General features: G+C 70.8%; 14 protein-coding genes and 1 tRNA gene. 14 read left to right on the forward strand and 1 reads right to left on the reverse strand.

Translation table 11 applies throughout. The features are described from left to right. The first annotated feature begins 74 nt into the window (after positions 1-74). The 13 genes from OIE47_RS21650 (at position 75) to OIE47_RS21710 (ending at position 17950) form a co-directional block, all read left to right on the forward strand. A complete protein-coding gene (locus tag OIE47_RS21650) occupies positions 75-1124 on the forward strand; it encodes a substrate-binding domain-containing protein (RefSeq protein ID WP_326556364.1) in 1050 nt (349 codons plus the stop codon). An 18-nt stretch (positions 1125-1142) separates the two neighbouring features. Beyond that, entirely contained in the window at positions 1143-2351 is a 1209-nt protein-coding gene (locus OIE47_RS21655) for a Gfo/Idh/MocA family protein (protein WP_326556365.1), read from the forward strand. 720 nt (positions 2352-3071) lie between these two features. Then, positions 3072-4268: an inositol-3-phosphate synthase gene (locus OIE47_RS21660; RefSeq protein WP_326556366.1), complete on the forward strand. Its 1197-nt coding sequence runs from the start codon at positions 3072-3074 to the stop codon at positions 4266-4268. 10 nt (positions 4269-4278) lie between these two features. Beyond that, positions 4279-5139 carry an SCO3242 family prenyltransferase gene (locus tag OIE47_RS21665; protein WP_326556367.1) on the forward strand — a complete coding sequence of 287 codons (861 nt, stop codon included), beginning with the start codon at positions 4279-4281 and terminating at the stop codon, positions 5137-5139. Positions 5140-5191: 52 nt separating this feature from the next. Next, the gene (locus OIE47_RS21670; protein ID WP_326556368.1) at positions 5192-6172 is read left to right on the forward strand and encodes a sugar phosphate isomerase/epimerase family protein; all 981 of its coding nucleotides are present in this window, start codon (positions 5192-5194) and stop codon (positions 6170-6172) included. Beyond that, complete coding sequence (locus OIE47_RS21675; protein ID WP_326556369.1) at positions 6172-6780, forward strand: EboA domain-containing protein; 609 nt, start codon at positions 6172-6174, stop codon at positions 6778-6780. The genes OIE47_RS21670 and OIE47_RS21675 overlap by 1 nt, the downstream gene beginning before the upstream one ends. 1 nt (position 6781) lies before the next feature. Beyond that, positions 6782-7645, forward strand: coding sequence for a TatD family hydrolase (locus tag OIE47_RS21680; protein WP_326556370.1), 864 nt, complete (start codon positions 6782-6784; stop codon positions 7643-7645). After that, positions 7645-8835: a metabolite traffic protein EboE gene (eboE, locus tag OIE47_RS21685; RefSeq protein WP_326556371.1), complete on the forward strand. Its 1191-nt coding sequence runs from the start codon at positions 7645-7647 to the stop codon at positions 8833-8835. The genes OIE47_RS21680 and eboE overlap by 1 nt, the downstream gene beginning before the upstream one ends. Positions 8836-8849: 14 nt before the next feature. Then, complete coding sequence (locus OIE47_RS21690; protein WP_326556372.1) at positions 8850-10244, forward strand: alkaline phosphatase family protein; 1395 nt, start codon at positions 8850-8852, stop codon at positions 10242-10244. Continuing rightward, a complete protein-coding gene (locus OIE47_RS21695; protein WP_326556373.1) occupies positions 10241-11308 on the forward strand; it encodes a polyprenyl synthetase family protein in 1068 nt (355 codons plus the stop codon). The genes OIE47_RS21690 and OIE47_RS21695 overlap by 4 nt, the downstream gene beginning before the upstream one ends. 283 nt (positions 11309-11591) lie before the next feature. Beyond that, positions 11592-14450, forward strand: a complete 2859-nt coding sequence (locus OIE47_RS21700; RefSeq protein WP_326556374.1) for a PQQ-dependent sugar dehydrogenase — start codon at positions 11592-11594, stop codon at positions 14448-14450. A gap of 85 nt (positions 14451-14535) precedes the next feature. After that, positions 14536-16656 carry a ThuA domain-containing protein gene (locus OIE47_RS21705; RefSeq protein ID WP_326556375.1) on the forward strand — a complete coding sequence of 707 codons (2121 nt, stop codon included), beginning with the start codon at positions 14536-14538 and terminating at the stop codon, positions 16654-16656. Positions 16657-16942: 286 nt separating this feature from the next. Then, positions 16943-17950, forward strand: a complete 1008-nt coding sequence (locus OIE47_RS21710) for a sugar phosphate isomerase/epimerase family protein (protein WP_326556376.1) — start codon at positions 16943-16945, stop codon at positions 17948-17950. A 112-nt stretch (positions 17951-18062) separates the two neighbouring features. On the opposite strand, the gene OIE47_RS21715 is transcribed toward OIE47_RS21710, so the two are convergent. Beyond that, a complete protein-coding gene (locus OIE47_RS21715; protein ID WP_326556377.1) occupies positions 18063-18398 on the reverse strand; it encodes a hypothetical protein in 336 nt (111 codons plus the stop codon). Positions 18399-18656: 258 nt separating this feature from the next. Between OIE47_RS21715 and OIE47_RS21720 the strand changes: the two genes are divergently transcribed. Next, a tRNA-Asn gene (locus OIE47_RS21720) sits at positions 18657-18729 on the forward strand. Positions 18730-18790 lie beyond the last annotated feature (61 nt).

The following is an 18790-nucleotide window of genomic DNA, read 5'->3' on the forward strand; positions in this document are numbered from 1 at the left end:
ACGCCGCACCCAGGCGCTCGCCGGACCCAACATATCCGCACACCCCCACCATTCAAAGAAAACAGGAGGTCGTTATGACCCAGCAAGCGCGCGACCTGTCGCGCCGCCGGCTGATGTTCGGCGGGGCCGCGCTCGGCGCCGGTGCCCTGCTCACCGCCTGCACCAGTAACGAGGCTTCGGCACCCGAGGGCCAGACCAAGGTCGCCGACGCGTCGGCCGCGGCACCGGGCAAGCCGGTCACCATCGGCTTCTCCGCTCCGGCCGCCGACCACGGCTGGCTCGCCGCCATCACCACCAACGCCAAGGCGCAGGCCGGGCTCTACTCGGACGTCACCTTCAAGACGGTCGAGGCCGGTGCCGACGCACCCGCCCAGCTCGCGGCGCTCCGTACGCTGATCGCGCAGAAGCCGGACGTCATCGTCCTGCTCCCGCACGACGGCAAGGAGCTCAACGCCTTCGGCCTGGAGGCCATGAAGGCCGGCATCCCGGTGGTCAACCTCGACCGGGCGTTCCCGGACGCGCTGGCCTACCGGCTGCAGATCAAGGGCGACAACTACGGCATGGGCGTCTCCGCCGGTAAGTACATCGGCGAGCAGATGAAGGCCAAGAACATCGCCAACCCGATCATCGGTGAGATCCCGGGTATCGACTCGCTGGAGCTGACCCAGGAGCGCTCGGCCGGCTTCAAGGCCGAGCTGGCCACCTTCGGCTTCACCGTGGCCCGGCGGATCCCGGCGGAGTTCACCGCCGACACCGGCCGGGTGGCGGCGTCGCAGCTCCTCCAGGCGCTGCCGAAGGTCGACGCGGTCTGGAACCACGACGACGACCAGGGCATCGGTGTGCTGGCCGCCATCACCCAGGCCAACCGCAGCGAGTTCATCATGGTCGGTGGCGCCGGCTCCAAGGCCGCCATCGACGCGATCGCCGCGGACAACAGCGTGCTGAAGGCGACCGTCACCTACAGCCCCTCGATGGCATCCTCGGCGATCACGTTGGCTCGCCTGATCGGACAGGGCAAGGGCATGTCCGACCTGGTCGAGCTGCAGGTCCCGAAGGAGATCACTCTCACTTCGGAGACCATCACCAAGGAGAACGCGAGCACTTACAGCAAGCTCGGGTTCTGATCTAAGGGGAGGCCCACCTTGTCCACTGTAGATAGCGAGCTGCGGGTCGGCATGGTCGGCTACGCGTTCATGGGCGCCGCGCACTCACAGGCGTGGCGCACCGTGAACCGCGTATTCGACCTGCCGACACGAGCCCGGATGGCCCTGATCTGCGGCCGGGACGAGTCGAAGGTGGCCACGGCCGCCGATCGGCTCGGCTGGGACGGGTACACCACCGACTGGCGTGACCTGATCAACCGGGACGACATCGACGTGATCGACGTCTGCACCCCGGGTGACAGCCACGCCGAGATCACGATCGCGGCGTTGGCGGCGGGCAAGCACGTACTGTGCGAGAAGCCGCTGGCCAACTCCGTGGACGAGGCTCGCGCCATGGTCGCCGCCGCGGCCAAGGCACAGGCGTTGGGCGTACGGTCCATGTGCGGGTTCAACTACCGCCGGGTCCCCGCGGTCACCCTCATGCGTCAACTGGTCGAATCCGGCCGGCTCGGCGTCATCCGGCACGTACGTGCGGTCTACCTGCAGGACTGGATTGTCGACCCGCAGTTCCCGCTGGTCTGGCGGTTGCAGCGGGACAGGGCGGGTTCCGGGGCGCTGGGTGACATCGGCGCGCACATCATCGACCTGACCCAGTACGTGACCGGACAGCGGATCACCGGGGTCAGTGCGATCACCGAGACGTTCGTCAAGGAGCGGCCGTTGCCGGCGGAGTCCAGCGGGTTGGCCGCCTCCACCGGTAACGGATCCGTCGCCACCGGTGAGGTGACCGTCGACGACGCCGCCGTCTTCGTGGCGCGGCTCGACGGCGGGGCACTGGCCACGTACGAGGCGAGCCGCTTCGCGACCGGGCGCAAGAACGCGCTGCGGGTCGAGATCAACGGATCGCTCGGCTCGGTGGTGTTCGACCTCGAACGCCTCAACGAGCTGGAGTTCTACGAGGCCAGCGGCCCGACCGCCGAGCAGGGCTTCAACCGGATCCTGGTGACCGAGGGCGACCACCCGTACATGTCCGCGTGGTGGCCGCCGGGACACATCATCGGTTACGAGCACTCGTTCACGCACGAGATGCGCGACTTCCTGGAGGCGATCGCCACCGGGACCGATCCGACCCCGTCGTTCGCCGACGCCCTCCAGGTCCAGCTCGTGCTGGACGCGGTGGTGCGCTCGGCGGAGCTGGGCTCGTCGTGGACCGAGGTCGAGCCGACGCTCGTCACGGTCGCCGCCTGACCCGGCACCACCCGCATACCCAGTCACATCCACCCGTGGCGGTGCGCCAACACCCCCACCCGACGAGCTTTCCGGGCTGATCAGCGAGGGTCCGGTCGCGGTTGCGCCCCGCGGCCGGAGCAGGGTCACCCGGAGGGCGTACGCACCGCCGGAGTCCGCCAGGACCACGGCGGCGTACGGAAGTAACGCGGTCGTCCGGTACGGCCGGACCGGGATTCCCCGGTCGTACCGGACGCCCAGTAGCCCGACCGGCCCCGACCCCCGGGGCCGCCCTACCACTACCACCACCACCTGCCCCGACCCCCGGGGCCGCACGATCCGGACGACATTCCCGATGGCTACGCCGTAGCCGCGGGTTCGGCCCGGGGCCCCCGTCCCGGACCGCATCCGATGACAACTACATCAGGGAAGGACTCCGGCTGGCGCGGCGCTTGCGAAATCGCCGCCGTACCAGCCGGCACGACGCGGGGGAGGCAAGGTCGCGACGCCGACCGACCTTGCCTGCCAGCCCCGTCCGCCCGTACCTGCCGGGTTCCGCGAACAACGCCGTTGCCGCCGACTCCGGCGCTGTTCGAGGGACGCCATCCGAGCAGGTCGGGCGGGCGGGGTGCTCTTCCACCACGCCGTTGACTTTCCAGCACGCCAGTATTGATACCGGCGCATCCGTCAAACCCCCACGGATGTCGCCGTGCAGTTCCCCGCGCGAGGAAGGAGCACAACATGCGTACGGGAATCTGGCTGGTGGGCGCACGCGGCTCGGTCGCCGTCACCAGCGTGGTCGGGGCCCTGGCCCTGCGAGCCGGGCTCGTCGAGCCGACCGGCTGCGTCACCGAACTCCCCGCACTGCGCAGCCCGGCCCTGCCGGCCTACGCCGACCTCGTCTTCGGCGGTCACGATCTCGTCCCCACCCCGGTGGTGAAAAAAGCGGAGGCCCTCGCCGCCGCCGGCGTACTGCCGGCCCGGCTGGTGACCGCGCTTCCGGACGAGCTGGCCGCGGTCGAGAACGAGATCCGTCCCGTCCCCACCGCCGAGCGACAGGCCGACGTGATCGCCGCCCTGGTCGCCGACCTGACCAACTTCAAGCACCGCAACCGGCTGGACCGGGTGGTGGTGGTGAACGTCTCCGCCACCGAACCCGCCCCGGAACCGGATCCCGCGCACGCCGACCTGGCCGCGCTGGAGAACGCACTGGCCACCGGTGCCACCGTGCTGCCGAACAGCTCCGCGTACGCGTACGCGGCGTTCACCGCCGGTTGCTCCTATGTGGACTTCACCCCGTCGACCGGTGCCCGGCTGCCCGCGCTGGCGGAACTGGCCGCCCGCGAGGGGCTGCCGTACGCCGGGCACGACGGCAAGACCGGCGAGACGCTGGTCAAGTCGGTGCTCGCACCGATGTTCGCGATGCGCAACCTGCGGGTCCGTACCTGGTCCGGGGTGAACCTGCTCGGTGGCGGCGACGGCGCGAACCTCGCCGAACCGGCCGCGAACGCCGCCAAGGCCGCCAGCAAGCAGCGGGTCCTCGGCGAAACCCTCGGGTACGTGCCGCAGGGCAACACCCGGATCGAGTACGTCGACGACATCGGCGACTTCAAGACCGCCTGGGACCTGGTCACCTTCTCCGGTTTCCTCGGCACCGCGATGCGGATGGAGTTCACCTGGCACGGGTGCGACTCGGCGCTCGCCGCGCCGCTGGTGCTGGACCTGGCCCGGCTGACCGCCACCGCGCACCGGACCGGGCGCAGCGGCCCCCTCGGTGAGCTGGCGTTCTTCTTCAAGGACCCGCTCGGTGAGGGCCCGCACTCGCTGCCGGAGCAGTGGGCCACCCTCTGCGCCTTCGTCCGCCAACTCGACGCCGACGCGGCACTGTCGGACGGTCGGGACGGCGACGCTTCGCAGTCCGCCCCGGCACAGGGCTGAGTGCGGCGACATGCCCTCCCTGGGTGACTTCGCCGAACTGGTCCGGGCACCGGCCGCGCTCTCCGTACCCGGAGACGTGGTGGCCGGTGCCGCCGCCGCGGGTGCGCTGGACCGGCGGGTGCCGGGACTGGCCGGTGCCTCCGTGCTGCTCTACTGGGCCGGAATGGCGGCCAACGACTGGGCCGACCGCCATCTCGACGCGGTCGAACGCCCCGAGCGGCCGATCCCGAGCGGCCGGATCTCACCCGGCACCGCGTTCGGGGTCTCCGCCGGCCTGACCGCCGCCGGGCTCGCCCTGGCCGGTCTCACCGGTGGGCGCAGGGCGCTGGCCGTGGCGGTGCCGCTGGCCGGCGCGATCTGGGCGTACGACGTGAAGGCCAAGAACACCGCCGCCGGCCCGGCCGTGATGGCCGCCTGCCGGGGGCTGGACGTCCTGCTCGGGGCGACCGGTGGCAAGCCGCTGCGGGCCGTACCGGCGGCGGTGACGGTGGCCGCGCACACGTACACGGTGACCGAGCTGTCCCGGCGGGAGGTCAGCGGCGCCGACCGTACCCTGCCCCGGGTGACCCTGGCCGGGACCGCCGTGGTGGCCGCCGCCGCCCTGACCGGCCCCCGCCGCACGGGGTGGCGGGCGTGGATCCCGGCGGCGCTGACCGCCTGGTACGTCGGCCAGTACGGCACCGCCCAGGCACGGGTCGCCGCCGACCCGGCCGCCGAACGGGTCCGTGCCGCCGTCGGGGCCGGCATCACCGGCCTGCCGGCGTTGCAGGGCGCGCTGGTCGCCCGGACCGGCGCCGGCCTGCTCGGGATGGCGGTCGCCGCCGCGGCACCGGTCGGCCGCCGACTGGCCCGGAAGCTGTCACCGACATGAGCACCGCCGCTCGGCACGGGCCGGCGGGCCCGGCGCGACGGGGGACCCGACGATGACCGGCCTGCGGTTCGGCTACGGCACCAACGGGTTCGCCAACCACCGGCTCGACGACGCCCTGCGAGTCATCGCCGACCTGGGTTACCAGGGCGTGGCGCTGACCCTGGACCACGACCACCTGGACCCGTTCGCGCCCGGCCTGGCGGCCCGGGTGGGCGCGCTCGGGAACCGGTTGGCCGAACTGGACCTGGGGTTGGTGATCGAGACCGGGGCACGGTACCTGCTGGACCCGTGGCGCAAGCACGCGCCGACCCTGCTCGACGACGACCCGGCGCTGCGGATCGAGTTCCTGCGCCGGGCCATCTCGGTCGGAGCGGACCTCGGCGCCGAGGCGGTCTCGTTCTGGGCCGGGGTACGCCCGACCGCGCTCGACGAGACCAGCGCCTGGGACCGGCTCGTCGCCGGCTGCGCCGAGGTGGTCGACGCGGCGTTCACGGCCGGCGTCACGCTCGGCTTCGAACCGGAACCGGGCATGCTGGTGCCGGACATCGCCGCCTGGTGGCGGCTGCGGCACGCACTCGGCGCACCGCCCGGATTCGGCATCACCCTCGACATCGGACACTGCCGGTGCCTGGAGCCGCAACCGGTGCCGGACTGCGTCGCCGAGGTCGCCGCCCACCTGGTCAACGTACAGATCGACGACATGCGGCGGGGAGTGCACGAACACCTCGAGTTCGGCACCGGCGAGATCGACTTCCCACCGGTCCTGCGGGCCCTGGCCGACGCCGGCTACACCGGGCTGGTCGCGGTCGAGTTGCCCCGCGACTCGCACGCCGCACCGGCCGTGGCCGCCCGCTCGGTCGACTTCCTGCACACCGCCGCCTGGCAGGCCGAGGTGGCCGTGGAGCAGGTCGGCAACACCGTCGGGCGGGCCGGCACGACCATGCCCGTCCGGCAGCGGGTCGACGAACACAGCGAGCGGGCCGGCGCGGCCACCACCGTGGCGCGACCGGTCGGTGTGGAAGGGGAGGCGTAATGGAACCGGACCAACTACGGGCGGCGCTCTCGGCCGTACCGGAACCGGACTGGCTGGACCAGGCGGTGCGGCGGGTCGCGACCGAACCGGAGGCGGTCGGGCGGCTCTTCGCCGCCGCCGGCCGGCGGTGCGGCCGGGCCCCGCTGCCGGACGCGCCCGGCTGGACCGCCGACGACGCGGCCCGGGTGCTGCTGCTGACCATGCTGCCGGCCGACCGGGTGGTCGGCCAGGTGGAAACCCTCTACCGGTACGGCGACGCGGCCGAGAAACGGGCCGTCCTGCGGGCTCTGCCGTGGCTGCCGATCGGGGCCGCCGCCGTCCCGCTGCTGCACGACGCGATCCGGACCAACGACACCCGGCTGGTCGCCGCCGCCCTCGGCCCGTACGCCGGGCACCTCGACGCCGCCACCTGGCGCCAGGCGGTGCTCAAGTGCGTGTTCATGGAGGTGCCGCTGGCCGTGGTGGACCGGCTCGACGAGCGCGCCGACGGGGAGCTGGAGATCATGCTCGCCGGGCTGGACGAGGAACGTCGCGCCGCCGGCCGCACCATCCCGGCCGACGCCACCGCCCTGCTCGACCGGCTCCGACTGACGACGAAAGAGGCGTGACATGCGCATCTTCGACCCGCACATCCACATGACCTCGCGTACCACGGACGACTACGAGCGGATGGCCGCCGCCGGGGTCCGCGCCCTGGTCGAGCCGGCGTTCTGGCTGGGCCAGCCGCGTACGAGCGTGGGGTCGTTCGCCGACTACTTCGACTCGCTGGTCGGCTGGGAGCCGTTCCGGGCCAGCCAGTTCGGCATCAAACACTTCGCCACCATCGCACTCAACCCGAAGGAGGCGAACGACCCGCGCTGCCGGGAGGTCCTCGAACTGCTCCCGCGTTACCTGGACAAGGACAACGTGGTCGCGGTCGGCGAGATCGGGTACGACTCGACCACCCCGGAGGAGGACGAGGTCTTCGCCGCCCAACTCGCCCTGGCGGTCGCGTACGACCTGCCGGCGCTCGTACACACCCCGCACCGGGACAAGGCGCGGGGTACGGCCCGGAGCATCGCCGTGGTGACCGAGTCCGGGATCGACCCCGGTCGGGTGGTGATCGACCACCTGAACGAGGTCACCGTCGAGCAGGTACGCGACTCCGGTTGCTGGGCCGGGTTCTCCATCTACCCGGACACCAAGATGTCCCCGCCCCGGATGGTGGAGATCCTGCGCAAGTACGGCACCGAACGGATGCTGGTCAACTCGGCCGCCGACTGGGGCCGGTCCGATCCGCTGCTGACCCGGACCACCGGCGAGGCGATGCTCGAAGCCGGGTTCAGCGACGACGACGTGGACCGGGTGCTCTGGCGCAACCCGATCGAGTTCTACGGCCAGTCCGGCCGGCTCGACCTCGCCGAACTGGAGGGTACGGCCGCCGGACCGGAACCGACCTTCGAGGGCAACTCGATCCTGCGGGGTGGTAGCTGATGCGGCTGCGACATCCGGACGGGCAGACCGTCCACCTGAGCTACTGCACCAACGTCCACCCGGCCGAGGACCTGGCCGGGGTGATCAGCCAGCTCGACACGTTCGCCGAACCGATCCGCCGCCGGCTCGACGCCGACGTACTCGGGTTGGGGCTGTGGTTGGCGGCCCCGGTCGCCGCCGGGCTGGCCGCCGATCCGACACTGCGGCGCCGGCTCCGTACGGAACTCGACGCGCGGGGGCTGGAGGTGGTGACCCTCAACGGGTTCCCGTACCGGTCGTTCCAGGCCCCGGTGGTGAAGCTGGGCGTCTACCACCCGGACTGGACCTCGCCGGAGCGGCTGGAGTACACCCTGGACCTGGCCCGAGTGCTGGTCGACCTGCTGCCCGACGACGCCGCCCGGGGTTCCATCTCCACCCTCCCGCTGGCCTGGCGTACGCCGTGGACCCCGGCGCAGTCCGGTGCCGCCGCCCGTACGCTCGAACAGCTCGCCGCCGGCCTGGCCTCGATCGCCTGGCAGACCGGGCGGGCGGTCCGGGTCGGCTTCGAACCCGAACCCGGTTGCGTGGTGGAGAGCACCGCGCAGGCCGCCGCCCAGCTCGCCCGGGTGGACACCGACCGGCTCGGCATCTGCCTGGACCTGGCCCACCTCGCCTGCGCCTGGGAGGAGCCGGCCGACGCGTTGGAGCAGCTCCGCCGGGCCGGGCTGCCGGTGGTGAAGGTGCAGGTGTCGGCCGCGTTGCAGGCGGACGACCCGGTCGCCGCCGCCGAGCAACTGAACGGGTACGTCGAGCCGCGCTTCCTGCACCAGACCCGGGGGAGCGGCTGTGCCGGTGCGGCCGATCCGGCCGACCCCGCGTACGCCACCGACGACCTGGACCAGGCCCTGGCAGACGGGCTGCCGGGGGCGTGGCGGGTGCACTACCACGTGCCGCTGCACGCCGACCCGGAGCCGCCGCTGCGGTCGACCACCCCGGTGCTGCGCGGCGCGCTGCGGGAACTGCTCGGTGGCGACAGCGCCGGGTGTGACCACTTCGACGTGGAGACGTACACCTGGGGGGTGTTGCCGGCGGCCCGGCGGCCGAACTCGGACGCCGAACTCGTCGGCGGCATCGCGGCCGAGCTGGCGTTCGCCCGGGACGAGTTGGTCGACCTCGGCCTGACCCCCGTGCCCGCCCCGGTGACGGCATGACTCAAGGAGAGAAAATGGCACCGCTGGTCGTGATCGACGTGGTGGGGTTGACCCCGCGACTGCTCGCCCACATGCCCCGGTTGCGGGCGGTGGCCGAAACCGGGTTCGAGGCGGAACTGGGTACGGTGCTGCCGGCGGTCACCTGCTCGGCGCAGGCCACGTTCCTCACCGGTGTGCCGCCGACCGAGCACGGCATCGTCGGCAACGGGTGGTATTTCCGGGACCTGGGTGAGGTGTTCCTGTGGCGCCAGCACCACGCCCTGATGGGCGGGGAGAAGGTGTGGCAGGCGGCCCGGCAGGAGCGCCCCGACTACACGGTGGCGAACATCTGCTGGTGGTACGCGATGGGCGCGGACGTCAACTGGACCGTCACGCCCCGGCCGATCTACTACGCCGACGGCCGCAAGGAGCCGGACTGCTACACCGACCCGCCGGAGCTGCACGACGAGCTGACCTCCAAGCTCGGCGGCTTCCCGTTGTTCACGTACTGGGGGCCGGGGGCGGGGCTGCCGTCGTCGCGGTGGATCTGCCAGGCGGCGCAGCAGGTGATGGCCACCCACAACCCGGACCTGACCCTGGTCTACGTCCCGCACCTCGACTACGACCTGCAACGGTTCGGGCCGGGGTCGGCGGAGGCGGCGGCTGCCGCGGCGAAGCTGGACGGGGTGCTCGGCCCGCTGCTGGACGCGGCGAAGGCCCGTAACGCCACCATCGTGGCGCTCTCCGAGTACGGCATCACCGACGTGTCCCGGCCGGTCGACATCAACCGGCTGCTGCGCGACGAGGGGCTGCTGCACGTCTACACCCAGGACGGGATGGAATACCTGGACCCGTGGACGTCGAAGGCGTTCGCGGTCGCCGACCACCAGATCGCCCACGTGTACGTGAAGGACCCGGCCGACGTCGGCGCGGTGGCGAAGCTCTGCGCCGCCCTGCCGGGGGTGGCCGAGGTGCTCGACGCCGAGGGCAAGGCCCGGTACGGCCTGGACCACGAGCGGGCCGGTGAGCTGGTCCTGGTGGCCGAGCCGGACGCCTGGTTCACGTACTACTACTGGCAGGACGACGCGAAGGCACCGGACTTCGCCCGGCTGGTCGAGATCCACCGCAAGCCCGGGTACGACCCGGCCGAGCTGTTCTTCGACCCGGAGGCGCCCGGTGCGGCGAAGCGGCGGGCGGGGGTGGCGCTGGCCCGCAAGAAGCTGGGCATGCGGTACATGATGAGCGTGGTCGGGCTGGACGCGGGAGCGCGTGCGGTGAAGGGTTCGCACGGCCGGCTGCCCGAGGATCCGGCGGACGCCCCGGTGCTGCTCTGCTCGGTGCCCACCGGGGCCGGCGAGAAGATCGCGGCGACCGAGGTCAAGTCGCTGTTGCTGGAGCTGGCCGGATTCGGCGAGCGGGAGCGGTCATGACCGCGACCGCGCCGCTGACCGACGCGGCGGAGTTGCGGAAGCGGTTCGACGCGCAGTTGTCGGCGTTCCTGGGGCGGCAGGACCCGGACTGGCCGGACGGGGCGCCGCGCGGTGTCTTCACCACCCTGCACCGGTTCGTGCTGGCCGGCGGCAAGCGGTTGCGGCCGATGTTCTGCTACTGGGGTTGGCGCGGTGCCGGCGGGGTGGACGACACCCCGATCGTGGTCGCGTCGGCGGCCCTGGAGCTGTTCCACGCCTTCGCCCTGATCCACGACGACATCATGGACGGCAGCGACCGGCGCCGGGGCGAGCCCTCGGTGCACCGCCTCTTCGCCGACCTGCACACCCGTTCGTCGTGGCGGGGCGACCCGGCCTCGTACGGGCGCAGCACCGCCCTGCTCTGCGGTGACCTCTGCGCCGCCTGGGCGGACCAGATGTTCCACGAGTGCGGCCTGAGCGCCGACCAGGTGCACCAGGGGTACGGCGTGTTCGCGAACATGCGTACCGAGGTGATCGCCGGGCAGTACCTGGACCTGGTCTCCGGGGTCGGGGACGGTTCGGTGGCGAGCGCCCTGACGGTGATAAGGATGAAGGGCGCCCGCTACACGGTGACCCGGCCGTTGCAGATCGGGGCGGCGCTGGCCGGTGCCGGTCCGGAGCTGCTGTCGGCGTTCGCCGCCTTCGGTGACCCGCTCGGGGACGCGTTCCAGCTCCGTGACGACGTGCTCGGGGTCTTCGGCGATCCGGCGGTCACCGGCAAGTCGGTGCTCGACGATTTGCGGGAGGGCAAGCCTACGGTGATGATGGCTTTGGCGAGGGGCAGTGCCGACCGGGAGCAGGCGCTGCGGTTGAAGGATCTGTTCGGCAACCCGGACCTGGACCCGGAGGGTGCCGCCGAGCTGCGCGGGATCATCCTCGACACCGGGACCCTGGACCGGATCGAGCAGATGATCCGGGTCCGTACGGACGCCGCGCTGGCGGCGTTGGTCGACGCTCCGGTGTCGGCGCAGGCAAAGGCGCAGCTCGCGGCGCTGGCCGCGGAGGCGACCGATCGGCGCCACTGACAGTAACTTTTTTCTAACTGAGCAAAAGTTTAGTTCCGGAACCCAGAAGCTATGGACACATCTATCTATAGAAATTAGTGTCACTCTGAACACGAAGTTGTTACGTCGATGTAACCGGCGGCGCGGTTAACCCATCGACCGGCGACCCCAGGTGCCCTGCACCGGCGGGGGCGCCACCCGGCGGGAGTGGCATCCCCTCGGGTCGGGTTCAACCGGCTACGGCTCCGGCGCGACGGCGCGCGCCCTGCCTGGCAGTCAACTGCTCAGGAGGGGAAACATCCTTATGTCCACATTGGACGCACCAAGAATCCGACCCGGGCGCTGGCAGACAGCGGGATCAGCCCTGCTACTCGTCGCCGCGACCCTCACCACGGTGGTCACCACCACCGCGGCCCCCGCCCAGGCCCACGCGATCAACGCGGCCGACTTCCAGCAGGTCACCCTGGCCCGTGGCGAGGCCGAGGTCGGCGAGCCGATGACCATCGCGGTCCTGCCCGACCGCTCGGTCCTGCACACCGCCCGCAACGGCACGCTGCGGCGTACCGACGCGAACGGGACCACCGCCGTCGTCGGCACCCTGCCCGTCTACACCCACGACGAGGAGGGGTTGCAGGGCGTCGGGGTCGACCCGGGCTTCGCCACCAACCGGTTCATCTACCTCTACTACGCCCCGCCGCTGTCCACCCCGGCCGGTGACGCCCCCGCGACCGGCACGAGCTGGACCGCCTGGCAGGGCGTGAACCGGCTCTCCCGGTTCACCGTCAACGCCAACTGGACGCTGAACATGGCCAGCCAGGTCAACGTCCTCGACGTCGCCGCCGACCGCGGCATGTGCTGCCACGTCGGTGGCGACATCGACTTCGACGCGGCCGGCAACCTCTACCTGTCCACCGGTGACGACTCCAACCCGTTCGACTCGGCCGGCTACTCGCCGATCGACGAGCGGACCAACCGCAACCCGGTGTACGACGCCCAGCGCTCCGCCGGCAACACCAACGACCTGCGCGGCAAGATCCTGCGGATCAAGGTGAACGCCAACGGGACGTACTCCATCCCCTCCGGCAACCTGTTCGCCCCCGGTACGGCGAACACCCGCCCCGAGATCTACGCGATGGGCTTCCGCAACCCGTTCCGGATGAGCGTGGACAAGACCACCGGTTACGTCTACGTCGGTGACTACGGCCCGGACGCCGGCTCCACCAACGCCAACCGGGGACCGAGCGGACAGGTCGAGTTCAACCGGGTCACCTCGCCCGGCAACTACGGCTGGCCGTACTGCACCGGTACGAACACCAGCAGCGAGACGTACAACGAGTGGACCTTCCCGGACGGGCCCGGCAACGCCAAGTACAACTGCACCGGCGGCCCGACCAACAACTCGTTCCGCAACACTGGTCAGACCACCCTCCCGGCGGCCCGCCCGGCCTGGATCCGGTACGCCGGTGACGCCGGCACCCCGCCGGAGTTCGGCGGCGGCTCCGAGTCCCCGATGGGCGGCCCGGTCTACCGCTACAACGCCTCGAACCCCTCCACCACCAAGTTCCCGCAGTCCTTCGAGGGGCAGTTCTTCGCCGGTGAGCTGGGCCGGGGCTGGATCAAGCCGATCCACGTCAACACCGACGGCTCGGTCGGCACGATCGACACCTTCCCCTGGGTCGGCAAGCAGATCATGGACATGGCGTTCGGCCCCGACGGCGCGCTCTACGTCCTCGACTACGGCACCGGCTACTTCAACGGCGACGCGAACTCGGCCCTGTACCGGTTCGACTACATCGCCGGCGGCAACCGGGCCCCGACCGCGGTCGCCTCGGCCAACCGGACCTCCGGCGCGGCGCCGCTCGCGGTGACGTTCTCCTCGGCCGGCTCGTCCGACCCCGAGGGCAGTGCGCTGACGTACTCCTGGGCGTTCGGTGACGGGACCACGTCGACGGCGGCCAACCCGACCAAGACGTACACCGCCAACGGCACCTACAACGCGACCCTGACCGTACGGGACAGCGCCGGTGCCACCGGCAGTGCCAGCGTGATCATCAGTGTCGGCAACACCGCCCCGACGGTGACCATCACCGCCCCGGCCAACGGGCAACTGGTCGCCTTCGGTGACGCGGTTCCGTTCCAGATCACGGTCACCGACCCGGAGGACGGCACGGTCGCCTGCTCCCGGGTCAAGATGACGTACGTGCTGGGCCACGACACCCACGGCCACCAGATCACCTCGGCCAACGGGTGCACCGGGACCATCACCATCCCGACCGACGGTGAGCACGACGACGCGGCGAACATCTTCCCGATCTTCGACGCCGAGTACACCGACAACGGCGGGCTGACCACCCACACCCAGCACATCCTCCAGCCCAAGCACCGGCAGGCCGAGCACTTCAAGACCTCGTCCGGCGTCAACACGTTCACCAAGACCCCGGCCGAGGGTGGCCGGACCGTCGGTGACATCAACAACGGCGACTGGATCGCGTTCGAGCCGTACCGGCTCGCCAACGCCACCTCGTTCAGCGCCCGCGTCTCCTCGGCCGGCGCCGGCGGCACCCTCCAGGTGCGGGCCGGTTCCGCTACCGGCACCGTGCTCGGCTCGGCGACCGTACCGGTCACCGGCGGCTGGGAGACCTTCGTCAACGTCACCGGCACCATCAGCAACCCGCCGTCCGGCACCACCACGCTCTACCTGACCTTCGCCGGCACCGGCACCGGGGCGCTCTACGACCTGGACGCCTTCACCTTCACCACCGGCACCGGCGGTGGTGGCGGCGGCACCGGCCCGATCAAGGGCCTGGCCGGCAAGTGCCTGGAGGTCGACGGCGGCGCCACCGCCGACGGCACCCAGATCCAGATCAACACCTGCGCCGGTACGCCGCGCCAGACCTGGACCGTCAACGGCCAGACCCTGCGGGCGCTGGGCAAGTGCCTGGACATCTCCGGTGCCGGCACCGCCAACGGGACCAAGATCCAGCTCTGGACCTGCAACGCCACCGGCGCGCAGAACTGGGTCCCCCAGGCCGACGGCACCCTGCGCAACCCGACCACCGCCAAGTGCCTGGACATCTTGAACGGCAGTTCGGCAGACGGTCAGAACGCCCACCTCTGGGACTGCATCACCACCGCCGCCAGCCAGAAGTGGACCCTCCCGTAACCCCACCGCCCTGATGGAGGAAAGGGCCCTTCCGATCGTTGTCCGACGGAAGGGCCCTTCCCGACTCGCCCTAGGGAGAGCACCGATGCGCAGACTCCTGCGACCCGTCCTCGGTACGGCCATGGCGGCGCTCGCCGTCCTGGCCTGTACCACGCCCGCCACCCCGGCCAGTGCCGCCGACGCCCCGTACGACGTGCTGGTCTTCTCGAAGACCGCCGGCTTCCGGCACGACTCGATCGCGGTCGGCACCCAGGCCATCCGCGAACTCGGCGCGGCGAACAACTTCACCGTCGCCGCCACCGAGGACGCCAACGCGTTCACCACCGCCAACCTCGCCCAGTACGAGGCGGTGATCTTCCTCAACACCACCGGTGACGCCCTCAACGCCGCCCAGCAGACCGCGTTCGAGTCCTACATCCGCAGCGGCAAGGGCTACGTCGGGGTGCACGCCGCCGCCGACACCGAGTACGACTGGTCGTTCTACGGCAACCTGGTCGGTGGGTACTTCGCCTCGCACCCGGCCATCCAGCAAGCCAACATCAGGGTCGAGAACCGGGCCACCGCGGCGACCGCCACCCTGCCGCAGACCTGGACCCGTACCGACGAGTGGTACAACTACCGCACCAACCCCCGGTCCACCGCCCGGGTGCTGGCCAACCTCGACGAGTCGTCGTACTCCGGCGGCGGCATGGGAGCCGACCACCCGATCTCCTGGTGCAAGACGTACGAGGGTGGCCGGTCGTTCTACACCGGCCTCGGCCACACCCAGTCGACGTACGCGGAGTCGGCGTTCCGGGCGCACCTGCTCGGCGGCATCCGGTACGCGGCCGGCACCTCCAAGGCCGACTGCCGGCCCGAGACCGGCTACACCGCCCTCTTCAACGGCTCCACCACCGGCTGGTCGCAGGCCGGTCCGGGCAACTTTACCAACACCGACGCCACCCTCACCTCGGTCGGCGGGATGGGGCTGTACTGGTACAGCGCCAAGCAGTTCTCGTCGTACTCGCTGAAGCTGGACTGGCGGCTCGCCGGTGACGACAACTCCGGTGTCTTCATCGGCTTCCCGGCCTCGACCGACCCGTGGTCGGCCGTGGACAACGGGTACGAGATCCAGATCGACGCCACCGACGCGGCCGACCGGACCACCGGTGCCGTCTACACCTTCAAGTCGGCCGACATCGCCGCCCGTGACGCGGCGCTGAACCCGGCGGGGGAGTGGAACAACTACGAGCTGCTGGTCGAGGGTGAGCGGCTGCGGATCTACCTCAACGGCGTATTGATCAACGACTTCACCAACACCAACCCGGTCCGCTCGCTGGCCGGCTACATCGGCCTGCAGAACCACGGTACGGGCGACGACGCGTCGTTCCGCAACGTACGGATCAAGGAGCTGGGCGGCACCGAGCCGCCGCCCACCGGCAACACCACGGTCCAGGCCGAGGCGTTCACCTCGACCGGTGGCGTGCAGGTGGTCGGCAAGGCCGGAGCCAACGGTGGCTCGACCATCGGCTACATCGACAACGGCGACTGGGCCGCGTACAACGGGCAGAGCCTGACCGGGGTCACCTCGTTCCGGTCCCGGGTCGTCTCCGGCGGCGCGGGCGGCACCATCCAGGTCCGTACCGGCTCGACCACCGGACCGATCCTCGGTTCGGTCGCGGTGCCGAACACCGGCGGCTGGGAGACGTACGCCGACGTCACCACCACCCTGTCGAACGTTCCCACCGGTACGCAGAACCTGTACCTGACCTTCACCGGGGGCGGTACCGGGCTGTTCGACGTGGACGACTTCACCTTGGTCCGCAGCAGTGGCGGCGGCACCGGCACCGGACCGATCGTCGGCCTGGCGAACAAGTGCCTGGAGATCGACGGCGGCGGCACCGCCGACGGCACCCAGGCCCAGATCAACACCTGCACCGGTACGGCGCGCCAGACCTGGACCGTGACCGGGCAGACGCTGCGGACGCTGGGCAAGTGCCTGGACATCTCCGGCAGCGGCACCGCGAACGGGACCAAGATCCAGCTCTGGACCTGCAACGGCACCGGGGCGCAGAACTGGGTCCGCAACGCCGCCGACAGCTCGCTGCGCAACCCGGCGTCGGGCAAGTGCCTGGACGTGTTGAACAGCAGCTCCGCCGACGGCCAGAACGTGCACCTCTGGGACTGCCTCGGCGTCGCCAGCCAGCGCTGGACCCTGCCGGCCTGAGTGACGCCGGACCTTCCGGCCTGAATGAGTCGGGAAGGGCTCCTCGTTGTCGAGGGGCCCTTCCTTGCGTCCGGGGGCGGGGCCTAGAGTGGCTCCTGGCGACCTTTGGAGACCACCGGTGAGCAGCGGGAGGCGCAACCCGCTCGCCCAGGATGCGTACGCACGCACCGGTCCCGCCTCCACCGGTATGCCGTACGGCCGGACCGGCCCCCCTCGCGCCCGTCCACGGACACCGCCGCCGCGGTGCCCGTCGGGAATCCCAGGTATCCAACAGGGGAGAAGGACAATGGCGCGACCCATCACGCTCTTCACCGGCCAGTGGGCCGACCTTCCGTTCGAGGAGGTCTGCCGGCTCGCCTCCGAGTGGGGCTACGACGGCCTGGAGATCGCCTGCTGGGGCGATCACTTCGAGGTCGACAAGGCGCTCGCCGACGAGTCGTACATCGAGCGCAAGAAGGAGACCCTGGCCAAGCACAACCTCCAGGTCTTCGCGATCTCCAACCACCTGCTCAGCCAGGCGGTCTGCGACCACCCGATCGACGAGCGGCACCAGGGCATCCTGCCGGCCAGGATCTGGGGCGACGGCGAACCCGAGGGCGTACGCCAGCGGGCCGCCGAGGAGCTCAAGGACACCGCACGGGCAGCCGCGAAGCTCGGGGTGAAGACGGTCGTCGGCTTCACCGGCTCGTCGATCTGGCACACCCTGGCCATGTTCCCGCCGGTCCCGCCGTCGATGATCGAGAAGGGGTACGAGGACTTCGCCAACCGGTTCAACCCGATCCTCGACGTCTTCGACGAGGTCGGCGTACGGTTCGCGCACGAGGTCCACCCCAGCGAGATCGCGTACGACTACTACACGACCAAGCGGACCCTGGAAGCGATCGGCCACCGGGAGGCGTTCGGGCTCAACTGGGACCCGTCGCACTTCGTCTGGCAGGAACTCGACCCGGTGAACTTCATCTTCGACTTCGCCGACCGGATCTACCACGTCGACTGCAAGGACGCCAAGGTACGCACCGGCGACGGTCGGCGCGGCCGGCTCGCGTCCCACCTGCCCTGGGCCGACATGCGCCGGGGCTGGGACTTCGTCTCCACCGGTCACGGCGACGTGCCCTGGGAGGACTGCTTCCGCGCGCTGAACGCGATCGGCTACGACGGCCCGATCTCGATCGAGTGGGAGGACGCCGGGATGGACCGGCTCGTCGGCGCCCCGGAGGCGCTCCAGTTCGTCCGCCGGCTCGCCTTCGACGCACCCGAGGCGGCCTTCGACGCCGCCTTCGCCAGCAAGGACTGACCGTACGGCCACGGACACGGCGGTGGGCCGGTCGCCTGACGGCGGCCGGCCCGTGCCGTACCCGGGGTGGTTCGGAAGGGACCCTGTCGTACGGGCCCTCCCGCTGTCCGGATCAGAACGAGGCGCTGCCCGTTCCGGTCCCGGACGGCTTGATCCCGGTGGTCGGGGTCGTCCCGACACCGGTTGACGTCAACTCGGTGGTGCTGCCGTTGGTCGTCGTACCCGGGCTCAGCTTCTCACCCAGCCGGGTGTGGCTGAGCCGGTCCTTACCCTCGGCGTAGAGCCGATTGGCCTGGGCCTGGGCAACTCCCGCAGCTTCCTGCACCGTCGGGTGGTCGAGAACCTTACGGCCCTTGATGACCAGCTCTTCGTACTTCTCCCGGCCGGCGCGGGCGCCTAGGACGAAACCCGCTGCCAGCCCGCCGATGAACCACAGCTTTCCGCGCATGGCGGCTCCTTTCGTGCCTGACGCGCCGTTGCGCCCTCCGAGGTCCGGATGGGCAACTGCGTCGCGCTTGCGTCGTCTGTGCTCAAGTACCTACCCATCCTCCTCGAAGGTCATGCCTGTCCGTGGCAGGCACGACATTTTGCCTGGATGTCGGGGTGCACCGTTTCGCCGAGAACCCCGTAGCGCGGACCCCCGGGAAGTCCTGTACTCTTATGCCGTCGCGAGGCGCCGGGGAGATCCAGAACCGGCAACAGACGATCCCCCGTAGCTCAATTGGCAGAGCAGCCGGCTGTTAACCGGCAGGTTTTTGGTTCGAGTCCAAACGGGGGAGCTTTCCCCACAATCCCGCCCGTCGGCCCCTGCCGGCGGGCATCGTCGTATCCGGGGAGATG

This window comes from Micromonospora sp. NBC_01796 (assembly GCF_035917455.1).
GTDB lineage: Bacteria > Actinomycetota > Actinomycetes > Mycobacteriales > Micromonosporaceae > Micromonospora_G.